General features: G+C 75.7%; 15 protein-coding genes. 8 read left to right on the top strand and 7 right to left on the bottom strand.

What is annotated here, in order from left to right; translation table 11 throughout:
• Positions 1-85: 85 nt before the first annotated feature.
• From egtD to ACFV4F_RS33945, 5 genes are all read right to left on the bottom strand, one after another.
• Entirely contained in the window at positions 86-1,057 is a 972-nt protein-coding gene (gene egtD, locus ACFV4F_RS33965; protein ID WP_380437933.1) for an L-histidine N(alpha)-methyltransferase, read from the bottom strand.
• 44 nt (positions 1,058-1,101) lie between these two features.
• Complete coding sequence (gene egtC / locus ACFV4F_RS33960) at positions 1,102-1,995, bottom strand: ergothioneine biosynthesis protein EgtC (RefSeq protein WP_380437935.1); 894 nt, start codon at positions 1,993-1,995, stop codon at positions 1,102-1,104.
• Positions 1,995-3,347: an ergothioneine biosynthesis protein EgtB gene (gene egtB, locus ACFV4F_RS33955; protein ID WP_380508442.1), complete on the bottom strand. Its 1,353-nt coding sequence runs from the start codon at positions 3,345-3,347 to the stop codon at positions 1,995-1,997. The genes egtC and egtB overlap by 1 nt, the downstream gene beginning before the upstream one ends.
• Positions 3,344-4,624 carry an ergothioneine biosynthesis glutamate--cysteine ligase EgtA gene (gene egtA, locus ACFV4F_RS33950; protein ID WP_380508439.1) on the bottom strand — a complete coding sequence of 427 codons (1,281 nt, stop codon included), beginning with the start codon at positions 4,622-4,624 and terminating at the stop codon, positions 3,344-3,346. The genes egtB and egtA overlap by 4 nt, the downstream gene beginning before the upstream one ends.
• A gap of 321 nt (positions 4,625-4,945) precedes the next feature.
• Positions 4,946-6,184 carry an aminotransferase class I/II-fold pyridoxal phosphate-dependent enzyme gene (locus tag ACFV4F_RS33945; protein ID WP_380508436.1) on the bottom strand — a complete coding sequence of 413 codons (1,239 nt, stop codon included), beginning with the start codon at positions 6,182-6,184 and terminating at the stop codon, positions 4,946-4,948.
• Positions 6,185-6,343: 159 nt separating this feature from the next.
• Here ACFV4F_RS33945 and ACFV4F_RS33940 point away from each other — a divergent pair, with 159 nt between their 5' ends.
• Complete coding sequence (locus ACFV4F_RS33940; RefSeq protein WP_380437943.1) at positions 6,344-6,922, top strand: antibiotic biosynthesis monooxygenase; 579 nt, start codon at positions 6,344-6,346, stop codon at positions 6,920-6,922.
• 130 nt (positions 6,923-7,052) lie between these two features.
• Here the strand turns inward: ACFV4F_RS33940 and ACFV4F_RS33935 are convergent, their stop codons facing one another.
• Positions 7,053-7,508 (bottom strand): SRPBCC family protein, encoded by a 456-nt coding sequence (locus ACFV4F_RS33935; RefSeq protein WP_380508433.1) that lies wholly within the window; start codon positions 7,506-7,508, stop codon positions 7,053-7,055.
• Between the two features lie 9 nt (positions 7,509-7,517).
• A complete protein-coding gene (locus ACFV4F_RS33930; RefSeq protein WP_380508430.1) occupies positions 7,518-9,419 on the bottom strand; it encodes a glycoside hydrolase family 15 protein in 1,902 nt (633 codons plus the stop codon).
• Positions 9,420-9,713: 294 nt separating this feature from the next.
• Here ACFV4F_RS33930 and ACFV4F_RS33925 point away from each other — a divergent pair, with 294 nt between their 5' ends.
• The 7 genes from ACFV4F_RS33925 (at position 9,714) to ACFV4F_RS33895 (ending at position 18,105) form a co-directional block, all read left to right on the top strand.
• Complete coding sequence (locus ACFV4F_RS33925) at positions 9,714-10,517, top strand: SAM-dependent methyltransferase (RefSeq protein ID WP_380446059.1); 804 nt, start codon at positions 9,714-9,716, stop codon at positions 10,515-10,517.
• A 160-nt stretch (positions 10,518-10,677) separates the two neighbouring features.
• Positions 10,678-12,795, top strand: a complete 2,118-nt coding sequence (locus ACFV4F_RS33920; protein WP_380446060.1) for a putative bifunctional diguanylate cyclase/phosphodiesterase — start codon at positions 10,678-10,680, stop codon at positions 12,793-12,795.
• Between the two features lie 455 nt (positions 12,796-13,250).
• Positions 13,251-14,105, top strand: a complete 855-nt coding sequence (locus tag ACFV4F_RS33915; RefSeq protein WP_380508427.1) for a glycosyltransferase family 2 protein — start codon at positions 13,251-13,253, stop codon at positions 14,103-14,105.
• Positions 14,105-14,653 (top strand): hypothetical protein, encoded by a 549-nt coding sequence (locus ACFV4F_RS33910; RefSeq protein WP_380508424.1) that lies wholly within the window; start codon positions 14,105-14,107, stop codon positions 14,651-14,653. The genes ACFV4F_RS33915 and ACFV4F_RS33910 overlap by 1 nt, the downstream gene beginning before the upstream one ends.
• A gap of 52 nt (positions 14,654-14,705) precedes the next feature.
• Positions 14,706-16,247, top strand: a complete 1,542-nt coding sequence (locus tag ACFV4F_RS33905; RefSeq protein WP_380508421.1) for a glycosyltransferase family 2 protein — start codon at positions 14,706-14,708, stop codon at positions 16,245-16,247.
• An 8-nt stretch (positions 16,248-16,255) separates the two neighbouring features.
• Positions 16,256-17,293, top strand: a complete 1,038-nt coding sequence (locus ACFV4F_RS33900) for a glycosyltransferase family 2 protein (RefSeq protein WP_380508418.1) — start codon at positions 16,256-16,258, stop codon at positions 17,291-17,293.
• Entirely contained in the window at positions 17,290-18,105 is an 816-nt protein-coding gene (locus ACFV4F_RS33895; protein ID WP_380508415.1) for a polysaccharide deacetylase family protein, read from the top strand. Before ACFV4F_RS33900 ends, ACFV4F_RS33895 begins: the two co-directional genes overlap by 4 nt.
• The last annotated feature ends 23 nt before the right edge of the window (positions 18,106-18,128 follow it).

Below are 18,128 nucleotides of genomic sequence, written 5' to 3'. Positions count from 1 at the left end.
ACAGCCGCTGCGCCGCGCCGCTGCGCCGCGCCGCTGCGCCGCGCCGCTGCGCCGCGCCGCTGCGCCGCGCCGCCCGCCGGGCGCCTCACATCGGGGCGGACAGCGACAGCCCGAAGCGGCCTTCCTCGTCCGTCCACCAGTGGGTCAGCCGCATTCCGGCCGCGGCCAGCTCCTCGGCCACCCGCTCGCGGCGGAACTTGGCCGACACCTCGGTGCGCAGTTCCTCGCCGCGGTCGAAGTGCACCGGCAGGTCCAGGGCCGGGATCTTCACGGTCTGGGAGCGCAGCGAGCGCAGCCGCATCTCGATCCACTCCCGCTCCGCGTCCCAGCGCGCGACGTGCTCGAAGGCGTCCGGGTCGAAGTCGGCGCCCAGCTCGCGGTTGAGCACGTTCAGCACGTTGCGGTTGAACTCGGCGGTCACCCCGGACGCGTCGTCGTAGGCGGCGACCAGCGCGGCCGGGTCCTTGACCAGGTCGGTGCCGAGCAGCAGGTGGTCGCCCTGGTCGAGGGTGGCGCGCAGGCCGCCGAGGAAGCCGGCGCGCTCGTCGGGCAGCAGGTTGCCGAGGGTGCCGCCGAGGAAGGCGACCAGGCGCGGGGCGCCGTCCGGCGGCAGGCCGAGCCGCGCGGTGAAGTCGGCCAGCACGCCGTGCACCGCGACCCCGGGGTAGTCGGCGGCGAGCGCCTCGCCGGCCGAGGTGAGCGCGCTCTCGCTGACGTCCACCGGGACGTAGGTGCGCAGCGTGCCGAGGTCGTTCAGGGCGTCCAGCAGGAGCCTGGTCTTCTCGGAGGAGCCGGAGCCGAGCTCGACGAGCGTGCGGGCCTTGGTCGCGGCGGCGATCTCGCCGGCCCGGGCGGTGAGGATGGCCCGTTCGGCGCGGGTCGGGTAGTACTCGGGCAGCCTGGTGATCTCCTCGAACAGGTCGCTGCCGCGCGCGTCGTAGAACCACTTCGGGGGCAGCCACTTGGGTTCGGACGTCAGGCCGTGCTGCACGTCGTGGCGCAAGGCGGTGCTGAAGTGGTCGGCGGGGAGCAGCCTGGTGAGGTCAAAGCTGTTCATGACAGGGCGGTCCTCTGTTCAGAAGGTGAAGGTAGGGCGCGGGCTCAGCCGCGGCGGGGGAGGGGGCGGACGATGACGGCCGGCGCCGGAGGAGGCCCGTCCGGTCCGGCTTCGGTGAGGGCTGCGGCGGTGGCGTCGAGGCCGTTCGGGGCTCCGGCGCCGGCCACGGCTTCCGCGCCGGCCAGGGTTTCCGCACCGGCGAGGGCTTCGGCACCGGCCAGGGCTTCGGCGCCGGCGACGAGGAGCGAGCCCTCGGGGACGGCCGTCCAGCCGGGCTCGTCGTCGTACGGCTCGGAGGCCACCACGAGACCGCCCCCCGGCAGGGTGCGGTGGTGCAGTGTGTCGCCCCAGGTGGTCGCCGCGACCGAGCGGCCGTCGGTCAGCAGCAGGTTGAGCCGCCCGGTGGTGTGCTCGGTGACGTCCGCGACGGTGGCCGCGAGCGCCTCGCCCAGCCCGGCCCCGGCGCGCAGCCGGTGCAGGGTGAGCGCCCACACGAGGGCGGAGTCGGTGCGCGCCTCCAGGTCCAGCAGCTCGGCGGCGGGAAGCAGCCCGGCGAGCGCGTCGAGCTTGTCCGGCCAGCCGGCCACCGCGCCGTTGTGGCTGAAGAGCCAGCGCCCGGCGGAGAACGGTGCGGCGGCGTGCTCGCCGGCCGCGCACCCCTCGGTGGCGGAGCGGACGGCCGCCAGCAGCGCCCGGGTGCGGATCACCCGGGCGAGGTCGGCGAAGGCGGCGTCCGCCCAGATCGGCCCGGCCCGGCGGTAGCGGGCGGGGATCTCGTCGCCGTCCGCGTACCAGCCGAGGCCGAACCCGTCGACGTTCATCGTGCCGTGCTGCTGCGTGCGCGGCGCCCAGGACTGGCGGTGCAGCGCGTACGGCGGCACGACCAGCAGCTCTCCCGGTGCCACCGGCCGGCCCAGGTAGGCGATGTGTCGGCACATCAGGCATCGCCCTGGTCGGGGACGTCGGCGGCCGTGCGGAAGCCGGAGAAGATCTGCCGGCGGACCGGGTAGTCCCAGTTGCGGAAGGTGCCCCGGCAGGCCACCGGCGCGACCGCGAAGGCGCCGCCGCGCAGCACCTTGTACTCGGGCCCGAAGAACACCTCCGAGTACTCCTCGTACGGCCAGGCCCGGAAGCCCGGGTACGGGCGGAAGTCGCTCGCCGTCCACTCCCACACGTCGCCGATCAACTGCCGGACGCCGTACGGGGACTGGCCCGCCGGGTAGCTGCCGGCCGGGGCCGGGCGCAGGTGGCGCTGGCCGAGGTTGGCGTGGTCGGGCGTCGGGCTCCCGTCGCCCCAGGGGTAGCGGCGCGAACGGCCGGTCGCCGGGTCGTGCCGGGCGGCCTTCTCCCACTCCGCCTCGGTCGGCAGCCGCCGCCCGGCCCAACGGGCGTACGCGTCCGCCTCGTACCAGCTGACGTGCAGCACCGGCTCGTCCAGCGGGACGGGCTCCAGCGTGCCGAAGCGGCGGCGCAGCCACTGGCCGTCCTCGTGCCGCCAGAAGAGCGGGGCGGTCAGGCCGGCCTGCCGCCGGTGCGCCCAGCCCTCGGGGGTCCACCAGTGCGGCTCGTCGTAGCCGCCGTCGGCGATGAAGCGCAGGTAGGCGCCGTTGGTGACGGGGGTGGTGTCGAGCCGGAACGCCGGGAGGTCGACGACGTGGGCCGGGCGCTCGTTGTCCAGCGCCCACGGTTCGATGTCCGTGCCCATCGTGAACGGCCCCGCGGGGACGAGGACTTCGGCAGGCAGCGTGGCGGCGTCCGCGGGCGCGGGCGGTGGCGGGGGTGCGGCCAGGGCGGGTTCGCCCTTGCGGAGCTGATGGGTGATCAGCATCGTCTCGTCGTGCTGCTGTTCGTGCTGCGCGATCATGCCGAACGCGAAGCCGGCGTCCAGCAGCGGCGCGCCCTCCAGCGGGCTCGCCGCGAGCAGGTCGAGCACCCGGCCGCGCACCTCGTGCGCGTACGCGCGGGCCTCGCCGGGCGGCAGCAGCGGCAGGCTGGGACGTTCGGCGCGCGGGTGCTGGAACGCGTCGTAGAGCGGGTCGATCTCCGGGTGCATCGGGTCGTGGCCGCCGACGTTGCGCAGCAGCCAGAGCTCCTCCTGGTTGCCGATGTGGGCCAGGTCCCAGACCAGCGGCGACATCAGCGGCGAGTGCTGGGCGGTGAGGTCGTGGTCCTCGACGCAGTCGGTGAGGGCGGCGGTGCGGGCACGGGCGGAGAGCAGCTCGGCGGCGATGGCGTCGCGCAGCGACTCGGTGCCCGCCGGAGCCTCGGCGGGGGGTCGGACGTCGGTCATGGGGCGGCCTCCTCCGGGGGAGTGCGTCGGGTGCCGGCGCGCAGGGCGTCCAGCTGGTCGTCGGCCGGGCAGCGGCCGCGTGCGGGGTAGCGCTCGGCGAATTCGGCGACGGTGGCGCGCAGCCGGGCGGCGCCGGGCAGGCTGCCCAGCGCGGCGTCGGCGGCGGCGAAGCAGGCGAGCGCGGCGCGGCGCAGTTCGGGGTCGGCGACGGCCAGGGTGGCGGCCCGGCGCCAGACGTCGGTGCGCGGCGGGCGCGGCCCGTCCGCGCCCCGCGGCGGCCCCGGCGCCTTCAACGGCTCCAGCGGCTCCAGGGGCTCCAGCGCGGCGAGTGCGGCGTCGGCGGCCACCGGGTCGTCCAGCAGCGCGGTGACCAGGGCCGCGGGCACCACCCAGCCGTCGCCGGGCTGGGCGTCGATCATCCGCAGCTCAAGGTGGCCGCGCGGGCGCACCGGCGGGAAGAGGGTGGTGCGGTGGTAGTCCAAGTCGGCCAGGGTGGGCGGGCGTTCGCCGGCACCGCGCAGCCAGTCGCGGAAGGTGAGGCCGCGCGGAGCCGTCCACGGCAGGCCGTCCGGGCGGCGCACGCACAGCACTTCGGCGTCCAGCACGTACTGGGCCCACGCCTCGCGGGGGTCGCCGTGGTCGGGGGCCGGGGCGAGCGTGCGGGTCGGGTCCATCCGGGACCACACGGTCTGCCGGGTGGACCGGTGGCCGGTCGGCTTCCCGTCCAGCAGCGGTGAGTTGGCGAAGGCCGCGACCAGCACCGGGCCGAGCCGGTGCGCCAGCAGCCAGCGCCGGTCCACCGCGTGCGGGCCGTCCGCGTCGCCGGCGTCCAGGCACACCTGGAGGGACGCGGTGCCCGTCATCATGATGCGGCCCCAGGGGCCGGCGGAGTCGAAGTGCCGCTCCATCGCGAGGTACCGGGGATGGTCGAGGACCATCCGGCGGGGGCGGGCGAGGGGGTCGGTACCGGTGCCGGTGAGACGCAGGCCCTGCGCCGCGAACGCGGCCCGCAGGGCGGTCAGATCGCGCCGGGTGTCGTCGACGCAGGCCAGGAGGCCGGTGGCGGGCGGGGAGCTGAGCTCGACCTGTCCGCCGGGTTCGAGCGTGAGGCGCGAACCGGAGGGGAGCGATGTGCCGTCCTCGCCGCCGAGCGGCAGCGAACGGAGGGCGGCGTGGGTCCGTTCAGGGGGGACGGGCCGGCTGGGACATCGGTCGTCGTGGACGAACCACTCGACCTCGACACCGACCAGCCGGGGCGGACCGATCTTGAAACACACCCCCGATACGTGGCTGCGCGCTCCCGACTCCGTCAAGGGGGTGACCTTGGTCGGAGGCGTCGGGGGGCTCTGCCGGTCGGGCGGAGTGGCTGGGGATACGGGTATCACCGGACTTACCATCCTCGGGATCACGATTGCGGCCCGGTCTACTTTGCCCAGTCTGCTACGGAGCATGCGGGGGCGCCCCGCAAAATTCGCGTGAATGTTCGTCTTTGCAGGTCAGGGGCGGTGCAATCGGGTGAACGGCACTGTCCGTGAACGTCGTTCGGCGGTATTCCGTGCGGAGTCCGACGGCGCTTTCACGGGTTGCCCCGGGGGTCTTCACGCCCGTGCTCGGATCCGCGCGAGGCGTTCGAGGACGGTCTCCAGCACCGGTTGTGGCAGCGCGTAGTTCAGGCGCAGCGCGCCGTGGCCACCGGGGACGGACCCGGGGCCGGACTCTGTGTCGGACTCGGCGCCGAACTCGGTGCCGTCGGAGGCTTCCAGTGCGCAGCGGTCGAGCAGCGCCCGGCGGGCGGCGGCCGGGGGGAGCCCCAGCGCGGCGGCGTCGAGCCAGAGCAGGTAGGACGCCTGCGGCGCGGAGCGGACGGCGGGGCCGAGGAGGTCGGTCAGGCGCTCGCGGTCGGCGGCGAGGTGGGCGAGCAGGGCGTCCAGCCAGGGGCCGCCCTCGCTCAGCGCCGCGTGCTGGACGGTCTGTTCGACGAGGCCGCCCTCCCAGAAACCGAAGCCCGCCATGGTGTCGAGCAGCCGGGTGCGTAGGGCCGGGTCGGGCACGAGCGCGAAGCTGCTCGGGAGGCCGGAGGCGTTGAAGGTCTTGCCGACGGAGTTGAGCGTGACCGTGCGGGCGCGGAGCGGCTCGTCGACGGTGGTGACGGCGACGGGGTGGGTGTGGCCGGGGTGGGTGAGGTCGCCGTGCACCTCGTCGGAGACCAGCAGCGCGCCCGCCTCGGCCGCCTCCTCGGCGAGGGCGCGGACGTCCCCGGCGGGCCAGACGCGGCCGGACGGGTTGTGCGGGCTGCTGAGCAGCACCACGGAGGTGGGGCGGGGAAGCAGACCGGACGGAAGGCGGTAGCCGTCCTCCGGGCGGAGCATGAGCGGCAGTTCGCGGTACGGCAGGCCGGCCGCGCGGCAGACCTGGGCGAAGCCGCCCCACTCCGGGGTGGGGAAGGCGACGGGCGCCTCCGGGCGTACGGCCTCCAGCAGCAGCCGGATCGCGGTGCGCGGGCCGAACGGCAGGAGCAGCACCCAGTCCGGGTCGACCGCGACGCCGTGCCGCGTCCGGTACCAGTGCGCCACCAGCTCCCGCCCGGCCGGGTCGCACACCGTGTACCCGTACGCCCGGTGCCGGGCCCGGCGGGTGAGCGCTTCGGCGACGGCCGGCGGGCCGGGCAGGTCCATGTCGGCGAGGCTCATGGCGATCACCCCCGGCGCCGCCGCACGCGCCCACTTGCTGCTCCCGGTCCCGGACCGGTCGAAGGGCCGCCCGAAGCCGAAGTCGGGCGTGGCGGCGGTGCGGGCGGGGGAGGGTGTGCGGGGCGGGGTGCTCGGGCTGCGGCTCACGGCGGGCCTCCGGGGCGTCGGGCGTGCGCCGCCACGCTAACCCCGGCGGAGCCGGCCCGTCCCACGCTTCGGGCGCGGCGGGCGGGGCGCGGGGGGTGGGCCGTATGCTCCGGGCGGCCTGCGAACGGCAGGCGCACGGGGGAGAGGCGGGCGGTGCGGATGGCGATGACGGCGCAGGAGACGGCCACCGAACAGGGCGACGAGGTCACGCTGTTCGTGGCCCGGCGGGTCGAGCCGGGCTACGAGGAGGCGTTCGAGGCGTGGGCGAAGAACATCCTCGCCGCCGCGTCCGCCCACGAGGGCAACCTCGGCACCGGGCTGCTGCGCCCGGCCGGGCCGGGCGAACCCTGGCACCTGCTGCTGCACTTCCGTGACGCCGGGGCCTTCCGCGCCTGGCAGGCCTCCCCGGCCCGGGCGGCCTGCTTCGAGAAGGCGGACGGCCACCACTACGAGGTGCACCGGCACGAGATCCTGGGCATGGAGGGCTGGTTCGCCACGACGCCCGGCGCGGCGCAGCGCCGCCCGCCGGTGCGCTGGCGGATGGCAGTCGCCTCGACGCTCGCGATCGCCCCGCTCGTCGTGGCGTCCACGGTGCTGATCGGCCCCTACCTCGCGGGCCTGCCGGTGCCGGTCCGCCCACTGGTCACCGCGCCGCTCATCAGCGGGCTGATGACGTACGCGGCGCTGCCGCTGGTGACGCGGTGGCTGCGGAGGTGGCTGTTCCCGGCGGACAAGTGATCGGTGAGACGGGTGACCGCTGACGAGTGACCGCTGATCGCTGACAGATGACAGAAGACAGATAACAGATTTCAGCGGACAGATTTTGAAATCTGTTCGCTGAAATCCGTCCGCCGAACCCCGTCGGCCGTCACCCGCCCGCCGCCGCCAGGTACCGGGCCAGGCCGCGCCGTCCCCGTCGCATCATCACCGCGTGGTTCGCCCGGAACAGCGGGTGCAGCGGCAGGGCGAGGCGGCGCAGCAGGGGTTTGCCGGGGCGGGTGTCCTCCTCGAAGAGCACGCGGCAGCGGGCCGCGCCCTCCGGCGTGACGGTGAACCGGGACCACCCGGCGAGGTCGCCCCGCATGGCGACCTCCAGCACCCCCGCCACCGGGTCGCGGCGGCGCGCCTCCAGCCCGATCACCAGCGTGTACGGCAGCAGTGCGCGCACCACCACCTCCCCCTCCTCCTCGCCCGTCTGCCGCACCTCCCGGATCTCCGGCCACCACAGCGGGTAGCTCAGTACGTCCTCCAGCGCCGCGAACACCTCCCGTGCGGGCGCGGCGAATTGCCACGTGCCCCGGAAGCGGTAGTGGTTGGGGTCCACGGCCCCAGCCTAGTCCGGTCGGGTCAGGCCGAACGCGGTGTTGACCAGGGCGACGTGGCTGAACGCCTGTGGAGTGTTGCCGAGTTGGCGTCCGGCGTGCGGGTCCCACTGCTCCGAGAGCAGGCCCAGGTCGTTGGCGAGCCCGACCAGGCGCCCGAACAGTTCGCGCGCCTCGTCCGCCCGTCCGGTGGCGGCGAGCGCGTCGGCGAGCCAGAACGAGCAGGCGAGGAAGGCGCCTTCGTCCTCGGCCAGCCCGTCCCCGGCCAGCCCGTCCCCGGCCAGCCCGTCCCCGGAGAGCCTGTCCCCGGCCGGCCCGTCCCCGCCCGGCCCGCCCTCGGAGAGCCCGCCCCCCGCCCGCCCGTCCCGGCCAGGCCCGCCGCCGGAGCGTCCGGCCCGGTACCGCCGGACCAGTCCGCCGTGGTCGAGCCCGTCGCGGACGGCGTCGACGGTGCGCACGACCCGGGGGTCGTCCGGTGGCAGGAACCCGCTCTTGACGACGAACAGGGTGGCCGCGTCCAGCCCCCGCCCCCCGTAGTGCTGGACGAAGACGCCGCGCCGCCGGTCGTAGCCGTGGGCGCACACGTCGGCGTGGACGGCGTCGCGCATCGCCCGCCACCGCTCCGTCGGCGCAGGCAGCCCGGTGGCCTCGGCGAGCCGGACGGCGCGGTCGGCGGCGACCCAGCACATCACCTTGGAGTGCACGAAGTGCCGCCGCCCGTCGCGCACTTCCCACAGTCCTTCGTCGGGTTCGCGCCAGTGCTGTTCCAGGTAGGCCATGAGCGCCCGGAGCAGCGTCCAGACGTGCCGCTCCATCGGCAGACCGGCCAGCAGCGCGAGGTGCAGGGTGTCCACCACCTCGCCGTAGACGTCGAGTTGGAGCTGGCCGACGGCGGCGTTGCCGAACCGCACCGGCCGCGAGTCCTCGTAGCCGGGCAGCCAGTCGGCGGTGGTCTCGCCGAGCACGCGCTCGCCGGCGACCCCGTAGACGGCCTGGAGGTCGCCAGGGTCCCCGGCGATGGCGCGCAGCAGCCAGCGGCGCCAGGCGACGGCCTCCTCGCGGAACCCGCTGCGCAGGAGGGCGGAGAGCGTCATGGAGGAGTCGCGCAGCCAGCAGAAGCGGTAGTCCCAGTTGCGCGCCCCGCCGATTCGTTCGGGCAGCGAGGCTGTGGGCGCGGCGACGATTCCGCCGGTGGGCGCGTACGCCAGCGCCTTGAGGGTGATCAGCGAGCGCAGGACGGCGGCCCGCCACTCGCCCTGGTAGCGGCACCCGGCCGCCCAGTGCTGCCAGCGGGAGACGGTGTCGAGCAGCGCCCGGTCGGGGTCGGTGCGCGGGGTGGTGGCCAGGTGGGAGGGCTGCCAGGTGAGGATGAACGGGACGCGTTGCCCGGCGGCGACGGTGAAATCGGACGTGGTGACCCCGTCGAGGCCGTAGGTGTGGACGCCGTCGGGCACCCGCAGCCAGGCGGAGTCGGGCCCGGCGACGGCGACCCGGTGGTGTCCGGTGCGCCGCACCCAGGGGTCGACGCGCCCGTAGTTGAAGCGCAGCCGCAGCGCGCCGCGCATCGGGACGCTGCCCGTGAGGCCGTCGACGACGCGGATCAGCTGCGGGGCGCGCCGCCCGTCCGGGCCGCGCTGCGGCATGAAGTCGGTGACCCGGACCTGCCCGGCGGCGGTGTGCCACTCGCTCTCCAGGACGAGGCTGTCGCCCCGGTAGCGGCGAGTGCGGCAGGTGCCGGCGCCCGCGGGGGCGAGCCGCCAGGCGCCGTGGCAGGGGTCGCCGAGCAGTCCGGCGAAGCAGCTGGGGGAGTCGAACCGGGGCAGGCACAGCCAGTCGACCGAACCGTCCCGGCCGACCAGGGCGGCGGTCTGCAGGTCGCCGATGAGGGCGTAGTCCTCGATGCGTCCGGCCATCACCTCCATTCTCGGCTCCGCTCCCGCCCGGCGCCCCCGCCGCCCGCTCCCGCCCGGCGCCCCCGCCGCCCGCTCCCGCCCGGCGCCCCCGCCGCCCGCTCCCGCCCGGCAGCTCCGTCGGCAGCGCCCGCCGGACGGAGCGGGAGACGGAGCGGGGAACAGGGCGGGAAGCGGACACTCCGCTTGCACCCGTTCGGGGTGCGGGGGAGGATCTTCTGTGCTTGTAGTCTCATCTGTCACAGCAGTGGCCTGTGGTCGCTGCTGCCCCAGAACCGGAGTGAAGGAGTCACAGGCATGCGGCGACCGAGCTGGGTACCGGAAGGCACGGACCTGGACAAACCGAACGCCGCACGGGTCTACGACTACTACCTCGGGGGATCGCACAACTTCGAGGTGGACCGGGAGATGGCCCGCAAGGCGCTCGCCCTGTGGCCGGAGCTGCCCCAGATCATGCGCTCCAACCGGGCCTTCCTGCGCCGCGCCGTGACGCTGCTCGCCGAGCGCGGCATCTCCCGCTTCCTGGACATCGGCTCCGGCATCCCGACCTTCGGCGCCGTGCACGAGATCGCCCGCGCGATCCGCCCCGAGGCGCAGGTGGTGTACGTCGACCGTGACCCGGTGGCCGTCGCGCACAGCCGGCTGCTGCTGGCGGACGACCCGGGGTGCGCCGTCGTGCAGGCCGACCTGCGTGACGCGGACCTGCTGGCCCACCCCGAGGTGGCCGGGCTGCTGGCGGCCGGCGAGCCGGTGGGCGTCCTGCTGGTGGCCGTCGCGCACTTCGTCAGCGACGACGAGGACCCGTGGAAGCTGATCGCGACGATCCGCGACGCGCTTGCGCCCGGCAGCGCGCTGGTCCTCTCGCACGCCTCCTCGGAGGGCCGCCCCGACCAGGCGGAGGACCACCAGAACCTGTACCGGATGACGCCGACCCCGCTGACCATGCGCACCCGCGCGCAGGTCACCGCGATGTTCGAGGGCTTCGAGCTCGTGGAGCCGGGCGTGGTGTACCTGCCGCAGTGGCGGCCGGACCAGCCGGAGTCGGTCGGCGAACACCCCGAGCGGATGAGCGGGGTGGCGGGCGTGGGGTTCCGTCCTTGAGCGGACGAAGCGGACGCAGCGGGCCCGGTGGGCTCAGCGGCCGCACCAGACGCAGCGGCCGCATCGGATGCAGCGGACGCATCCGGCCCGGCGGCCGCACCGGACGCGGCGGGCGACCGGTCGGCGGAGGCGGAACCGCGACCGCCGGGGCGGCGGTCGCATGAGCAGGACCCCGGCCCCCGGCAGCGCGGAGCGGTTCCACGAGGAGTGGGCCCGGCTGCTCTCCGGCGACCACGGTGCCGTCGTCCACCCCGGCCTGCTCGGCCGCCTGGTGGCCCGCACCGCCGCGCTGCTGCACCGCGCCCAGCAGGACGAGCCGTTCGAGCCGCACCTGGCCGCCCAGGCCGGCGCGGAGCTGGTCGACGCGCACTTCACCGACCCGGTCGTGCTCGCCCGCGCGGTGGAGCTGCTGCACGCCCAGCCGGTCGGCGACGACCGCGGCCCCGCCCTGACCGGCGCCTTCGCCGCGGGCTGGGCGGCCGCCCTGCGCGAGCGCACCCTGCGTGAGCAGGAGGCGATCCGGGCCGCCGCCGACCTCGCCCGCAAGGAGGCCGAGCGGGCGTTGCGCGCCTCCGAGGCCCGCTTCCGCGCCCTGTTCGAGAGCGCCGCGATCGGCATCGGCATCGGCGACACGGACGGCAACATCCTGGCCGTGAACAAGGCCCTGCAGGACCTGTTCGGCGCCGGGCCCGAGGACATGATCGGCCGCCGGGTCGGCGACCTCGTCCACCCCGAGGACACCCCCGGCGTGTGGGAGGCGTACGAGGACCTGATCAGCGGCAAGCGGGACTACTTCCAGTTCGACAAGCCGTACTACCGGCAGGACAGCGAGGTCATCTGGACCCACCTCACCGTCTCGCTGATCCGCGACGACGACGGCCGGCCGCAGTACCAGGTCGCGATGCTGGAGGACGTCACCGACCGCTACCGCCTCCAGGAGCGGCTGCGCCACCAGGCCACCCACGACCCGCTCACCGGACTGCCCAACCGGGCGGCCTTCTTCGAGCGGCTGGAGAAGCTGTTCGAGGAGCCGGAGCCGGGCGCCCGCTTCGGCCTGTGCTACGTCGACCTCGACGGCTTCAAGATCGTCAACGACAGCCTCGGCCACGACACCGGCGACCAGCTGCTCTCCGCCGTCGCCGCCCGCCTGAAGGCCGCGCTCTCCCCCCTCGGCCACCTGGTCGCCCGGCTCGGCGGCGACGAGTTCGTCGTCCTGCTGGAGAAGTGCCGGGGCGAGCAGGAGGCGATCGCCGCGGCGAAGACCGTCCTCAAGGCGCTGGCCGGGCCCGTGCTGATCGGCGATCACAAGCTCGCCGTGGGCGCGAGCGTCGGCGTGCTGGAGCGGCGCGTGTCCACGACCACCCCGGGCGCCGCCGTCCGGGCCGCCGACCTGACGCTCTACCGGGCCAAGGAGGCCGGCCGGGGGCGCTGGACGCTGTTCGACCCGAAGGAGAACGCCCGCGCGGTCAGCCGGTACGCGGTGTCCGTGCGGATGCCGGCCGCCCTCGACCGCGGCGAGTTCTTCATCGACTACCAGCCGCTCTACGCGCTCGGCGACGGCCGGCTCGCCGCCGTGGAGGCGCTGGTGCGCTGGCGCCACCCGCAGCTGGGCGTGCTCGGCCCGGACGAGTTCGTCACCACCGCCGAGGAGACCGGGCTGATCATGCCGCTCGGCCGCTGGGTGCTGGAGCAGGCCTGCGGCCAGGCCGCCGAGTGGATCAAGCGGTTCGGCGACGCCGCGCCCCAGCTCAACGTCAACCTGGCGGTGCGTCAGGCGCGCAGCGCGGCGCTGGTCACCGACCTCGGCCGGATCCTGGACGGCACCGGCCTGGACCCGGCCCGGCTCCAGCTGGAGATCACCGAGTCCACCGTGGTCGGGCCCGAGGACGAGGCGCTGCGCACCCTGCACGGCCTGGTGGACCTCGGGGTGTCGCTGGCGGTGGACGACTTCGGCACCGGCTGGTCCAACCTCGCCTACCTGCGCGACCTGCCGGTCTCCGGCCTGAAGATCGCCGGGTCCTTCGTGGGGGACCTGCACGACCCCGGCAAGGACGAGTCGACCGGGTGGCGCATCGTCAGCGGGCTGGTGTCGATGGCGCACGCGCTGGGGCTGAACGTCACCGCCGAGGGCGTGGAGACCCGCAGGGACGCCGAGCGGCTGCGCACCATCGGCTGCGACTGGGCGCAGGGCTGGCACTTCGGGCGCCCGGTGCGGCCGGCCGAGATCGCCCGCCGGATCGCGGAGGAGCCGCAGGGCCGTCCGATCGGGGAGCGCTGACGTCCGGAGTGCTGAGGTCCAGGGAGCTGACGTCCGGAGCGCTGAGGTCCGGGGAGCTGACGGCAGAGGCGGGTGACGATCGGGAGCGGTGACTCGGCGTCACCACGGGTCATGGGAAGTTATGTCAAAAATCGGACAAAAGCCCTTGACGTCACCGTGCGTGCGGACGGACGATGAGTCATTGGCTCAGTCGGCGTCCTGCGGGACGCGGCAGGCCGGTTCTTCCGACGGCGCCCTCGGCGCCGTGCGAGAGCCCGGAGCGGTGCGCACCCCACCTTCGGCCGCCCCAGGCGCTCTCGACAGTTCAGGCGGTCCCCGCGGGGCCACCTCCCCAGGCTGCGCGTGCGCGTATCCGTCCGCGCCCCGGGCCTGTTCGCCACATCTCCAAGGGCAGTGCCGCGCCGCTCCCCGGCGTCGCCGGCCGCCCCCGCCTCCGTTCGTTCGAGAGGCCCTCCATGAGCACCACCCTGCCCCCCACCGCCGTCCCGTACCCGTACGCAGGACGGCCCTCCGGCGCCCCGCCGGACCGGCACCCGCACCGGCGCGCCAGCGACCGGGTCCTCGACCACCGTCCGATGCGCCGGGCCGGCGACCGCGTCGCCACCACCCACACGGTCAGCCTCGTCATCCCCGCCCAGAACGAGGCCCGCAACATCGCCTGGGTCTTCGAGCAGATCCCGCGCTGCGTCGACGAGGTCATCCTGGTCGACGGCGCCTCCAGCGACGCCACCGTGCCGATGGCCAGGCAGTGCCTGCCGGCCGTCCGCAGCGTCCAGCAGAGCGCGCCGGGCAAGGGCAACGCGCTGCGCACCGGGTTCGCCGCCGCCACCGGCGAGTACATCGTCATGATGGACGCCGACGGCTCCATGTGGCCCGGCGAGATCCCGCACTACCTGCACTTCCTCGACCACGGCTACGACTTCGTCAAGGGCTCGCGCTGCATCGCCGGCGGCGGCTCGCTGGACTTCACCCGGGTCCGCTCGCTCGGCAACCGCTTCCTCCTCGCCGTCGTCAACCGCCTCTACGAGGCGAGCCTCACCGACCTGTGCTACGGCTACTGCGCCTTCCGCCGCTCCTTCCTGGACGCCCTCGACCTGTGCTCCACCGGCTTCGAGATCGAGGCCGAGATGATCGCGCACGCGCTGCGTTCCGGGCTGCGGATCGCCGAGGTGCCGAGCCTGGAACTCCCCCGCCGCAGCGGTCACTCGCACCTGCACGCCGTCTCCGACGGCCGCCGGGTCCTGAGGACCCTGATCGCCGAGCGTCCCGGCGCCCGGTCCCCTGTGGCCGCCCCCCTGGGGGAGCGCTGATGGAGGGCACCGGCCGGCGCACCGAGGCCGCCTGCCCGCGCCCTGTCGCCCGCGACTCGCTCCACACCCCCGTCCGCGTCGTCGAGCCGGAACCGGACGAGCCGGGGGCGTCGCGCGCACCCGGCGGTCGCGGCGCCGCCGACCCGGCCGGCCGCGTGTCGGCGTTGGTGCGGCTGCACGGACACCGGCCCGGCCTGGCCACGGCCACCGGTACGGCGGGCGGCCCCGCCGCGCCGCACCGGGCGCTGGTCGACGCCTCCCTCCGGGAACCGCGCGTTCCCGCTCCGTCCACCGCGACACCCGCGGCGCGTCCCGGTCGGGCCGGACGCGCCCGGGTGCCTGCGGGCCCGCGGACGGACGACCCGGTCGACACGGACGACGTCGACACGAACGACGCCGACACGAACGACAAGGACCACACCGGCCGCAGGCCGATCCGAGGCGCCGGGGGTCCGGCGGCGCCACTGCGGGCGGACGCCCGGAGCGCGGCCCGGTCGGGGTCGCCGCGCCCCGGGTGCCCGCCCGCCCACCGGGCCGGTCCGCGCTGACGCGGACCTTTCCCGAACCTGCCCAGCCCCGGCGGCACCGCGAGGAGGAACGATGCGCGGCACCAGGTGGCCCGGCGCCACGACGACGGGCGCCACCACGGCAGATGCCACGACCTGTGGCACCACGGCACGCGAAGGCGACCGCTCCGGGACCGCCCCCGGGGCGAGGACCGGCGCGGTGCTGTGCCGGCCCGGCCACGTGCTCGACCTCGAACTCGGCCTCGAACCCGACGCCGAACCCGACGTCGAACCCGACCGCGGACCCGACCGCGGACCCGACCGTGTACCGGGCCTCGAAGCCGACGCCGAACCCGACCCCGGCCCCGCGGCGGACCCCGGCCCGGCCCGCCTCCGGACGCCCGACGGCAAGGACGCCACCGGGGCCTCCGGCCGGGCCCTGGCCCTGGTCAGGCTGCACGGGCACCCGCTCGGCCTGGTCGGCGCGACCGCCGACGCCCCCGGCGCGCTGCTCCCGGCCCTCACCGAGGCCGCCCGCCGGGAACTCGCCGTCCCGATCGGCCGCCACCTCGCGGCCGACCGGACGCGGTCCGCGAACGGCCACGGCCCCCGCGCCCCCCGAACGTCCGCCCGCGTCCTCCATCCATGCCTCGCGGCCCGGGCGGACACCCTCCTCGACGCACCGCTGATCAGCGTGGTCGTGTGCACGCACGACCGCGCCGGGATGCTGCGGGACTGCCTGGACTCCGTCCTGCGCGTGGACTACCCGCGGTTCGAGGTCGTCGTGGTGGACAACGCGCCGCACAGCGAGGCCGCCGCCCGCCTGGTCCGCGAGCGCTACCAGGGCCGGGTCCGCTACCTGCGCGAGCCGATCGCCGGCCTGGCCCGGGCGCGCAACCGCGGACTGGCCGTCGCCGCGGGGCAGTTGATCGCCTACGTCGACGACGACATCGTCGTCGACCGGGCCTGGCTGGCCGCGATCGCCGAGGCCTTCGCCGGCTCCCGGCGGACCGGCTGCGTGACCGGGCTGATCCTGCCCGTCGAACTGGTCACCGACGCCCAGGCCGCCGTCGTCCGCCACGCGGACTTCGACAAGGGCTTCGCCCGCCGGCGGTGGTCCCTCGCCGACCCGCCGCCGGACCCCCTCTTCCCGTTCACCGCGGGGCGCTTCGGCTCCGGCGGCAACATGGCCATCCGGGCCGACCTGCTGCGCGCCCTCGGCGGCTTCGACCTGGCCACCGGCCCCGGCACCCCGGCCAGGGGCGGCGAGGACCTGCTCGCCTTCTTCCGGGTGCTGGCCGCAGGGCGCGAACTCGTCTACCAGCCCGACGCCGTGGTCTGGCACCGCCACCGCCGCACGGAGGAGGCGCTCGCCGTCCAGGCCTTCGGGTACGGCAGCGGCCTCGGCGCCTACCTGACCGCCGCCGCCCTCCACGAGCCGCGGCTCCTGCCCGCCCTGCTGCGCCGCCTGCCGCGGGGCGTCGCCCTCGCCCTCGGCCGGGCCCGCGCCCGGCCGGCCGCGGACGAGGCCTGGTCGTGGCGGCTCTCCCGGCTGGAGCTCCAGGGCCTGCTGTACGGGCCGCTCGGCTACCTGGCCGCCGTGCACCGGGCCTACCGCGACAACCGGAGGGGCTGACGGGCACCATGGCCGACACCTCCCGCCGGACCGCCGCGAGCACGGACGCGCAAGCGCACGCGCACGCGGTCGCGGCCGCCTCGCCGAGCCTGTCCGTGGTGGTCTGCGCCTACACCACCGAGCGCTGGGACGACCTCTGCGCCTGCCTCGCCTCGGTCGCCCGCCAGCACCGGCCCGCCGACGAGGTCGTCCTGGTCGTGGACCACTGCCCCGAGCTCGCCGCCCGCGCCGCCGAGGGCTTCCCGTCGGTCCGGGTCGTCACCAACGGCGAGTGCCGGGGCCTGTCCGGCGCGCGCAACAGCGGGGTGCGCGCGGCGCACGGCGAGATCGTGGCGTTCCTGGACGACGACGCCGCCGCCGAACCCGACTGGGCCGACCGCCTGCTGGCCGGCTACCGGGATCCGCGGGTGCTCGGCGTCGGCGGCCTGGTGCGGCCCTGGTGGGAGGCCGGGCGGCCGGCCTGGTTCCCGCCGGAGTTCGACTGGGTGGTCGGCTGCTCCTACCGCGGACTGCCCGAACACCCCTCCCCGGTACGGAACTTCATCGGCGCCAACATGTCCTTCCGGCGCTCCGAGGTGCTCGCGGCCGGCGGCTTCCGGACCGGCCTCGGCCGCGTCGGCAAGCGCCCGCTGGGCTGCGAGGAGACCGAGCTGTGCCTGCGCCTGGCCGCCCGCCGCCCGCACGGCCTGCTGCTGTACGAGCCGTCGGCGGCCGTGCGCCACCACGTGCCGGACACCAGGACGACCTGGCGCTACTTCCGGTCGCGCTGCTACTGCGAGGGCCTGTCCAAGGCCGCCGTGGCCGGCCGGGCGGGTGCGGGTCCGGCCCTGTCCAGCGAACGCCGCTACCTGCGCTCCACCCTGCCCCGGGCCGTCCTCCGGGAGGTGCGGGCGGGCGGCGGCCGCGGGCTGCGCACGCTCGGCGCCCTGCTCGGGGGCGTCTCGGCCGCGTCGCTCGGGTACGCGGTCGGCTCGCTGCGCCGGCGCGTGCGCCCGCACGGTGACCGGCCCGTCCCCGGCGCCGCGCCGGGCGGGAGCCCGCCGTGAGCGCCGTCCCCGTGTTCCTGTACCACTCGGTCGCCGACGACCCGCCGTCCTGGATCGCGCCGTTCACCGTCTCCCCGCGGGCCTTCGCCGAGCAGCTCGACCGGATCGCCGACAGCGGTCTGACCGTCGTCCCGCTGCACCGGCTGGTCGCGGCCCTGCACGGCGGTCCCCGGCTGCCCCCGCACGCGGCCGTGCTGACCTTCGACGACGGCTTCGAGGACTTCTTCTGGACGGTGGCCCCGCAGCTCGCCGACCGCGGCCTGCCGGCCACCCTGTTCGTCACCACCGGGGCCGTCCACCCGCCCGGCGGCGCGCCGGAGGGCAGCCTGCTGCCGCCGGCACCGATGCTGACGTGGCGTCAGATCGCCAACCTGGACGTCCTGGGCGGGGTCGAGATCGGCGGGCACAGCCGCACCCACGCCCAGCTGGACACCCTGTCGTGGGGTGCGCTGGACGCCGAGATCGGGTACTGCAAGCGGCAGTTGGAGGAGGTGCTCGGCCACGGGGTGGACTCCTTCGCCTACCCGCACGGCTACTCCAGCGCCGTGGTGCGCCGCCGGCTGCGCGAGTACGGGTGGTCCTCCGGGTGCGCGGTGCGCGACGCGTTCAGCTCGGCGGCGGACGATCCGCTGCGCATCGCCCGGCTGACCGTCCGGGCCGACACGGCGCCCGAGGTGTTCCACCGGTGGACCCTCGGGCAGGGCGCGCGGGTGGCGCCGTACCCCGAGTCCGTCCGCACCAGGGCCTGGCGCGGCTACCGCCGGCTGCGAGCGGGGCTCGGGCGCCCGGTCGGAGGTCCGGCCGGGGCCTGAGGGGAGCCGGCCGGGAGGGCCGG

It is taken from the genome of Kitasatospora sp. NPDC059722 (assembly GCF_042733235.1).
Taxonomy (GTDB): domain Bacteria; phylum Actinomycetota; class Actinomycetes; order Streptomycetales; family Streptomycetaceae; genus Kitasatospora.
The sequence above is the reverse complement of the archived record's forward strand: the minus strand, read 5'-3'. Positions and strand labels throughout refer to the sequence as shown.

Coding starts and splice junctions, on each gene's coding strand:
- ACFV4F_RS33910 (WP_380508424.1), top strand. CDS start 14,105: ATGGAGGGCACCGGCCGGCGCACCGAGGCCGCCTGCCCGCGCCCTGTC.
- egtB (WP_380508442.1), bottom strand. CDS start 3,347: ATGACCGACGTCCGACCCCCCGCCGAGGCTCCGGCGGGCACCGAGTCG.
- ACFV4F_RS33925 (WP_380446059.1), top strand. CDS start 9,714: ATGCGGCGACCGAGCTGGGTACCGGAAGGCACGGACCTGGACAAACCG.
- egtC (WP_380437935.1), bottom strand. CDS start 1,995: ATGTGCCGACACATCGCCTACCTGGGCCGGCCGGTGGCACCGGGAGAG.
- ACFV4F_RS33915 (WP_380508427.1), top strand. CDS start 13,251: ATGAGCACCACCCTGCCCCCCACCGCCGTCCCGTACCCGTACGCAGGA.
- ACFV4F_RS33930 (WP_380508430.1), bottom strand. CDS start 9,419: ATGGCCGGACGCATCGAGGACTACGCCCTCATCGGCGACCTGCAGACC.
- egtD (WP_380437933.1), bottom strand. CDS start 1,057: ATGAACAGCTTTGACCTCACCAGGCTGCTCCCCGCCGACCACTTCAGC.
- ACFV4F_RS33920 (WP_380446060.1), top strand. CDS start 10,678: ATGAGCAGGACCCCGGCCCCCGGCAGCGCGGAGCGGTTCCACGAGGAG.
- ACFV4F_RS33900 (WP_380508418.1), top strand. CDS start 16,256: ATGGCCGACACCTCCCGCCGGACCGCCGCGAGCACGGACGCGCAAGCG.
- ACFV4F_RS33905 (WP_380508421.1), top strand. CDS start 14,706: ATGCGCGGCACCAGGTGGCCCGGCGCCACGACGACGGGCGCCACCACG.
- ACFV4F_RS33940 (WP_380437943.1), top strand. CDS start 6,344: ATGGCGATGACGGCGCAGGAGACGGCCACCGAACAGGGCGACGAGGTC.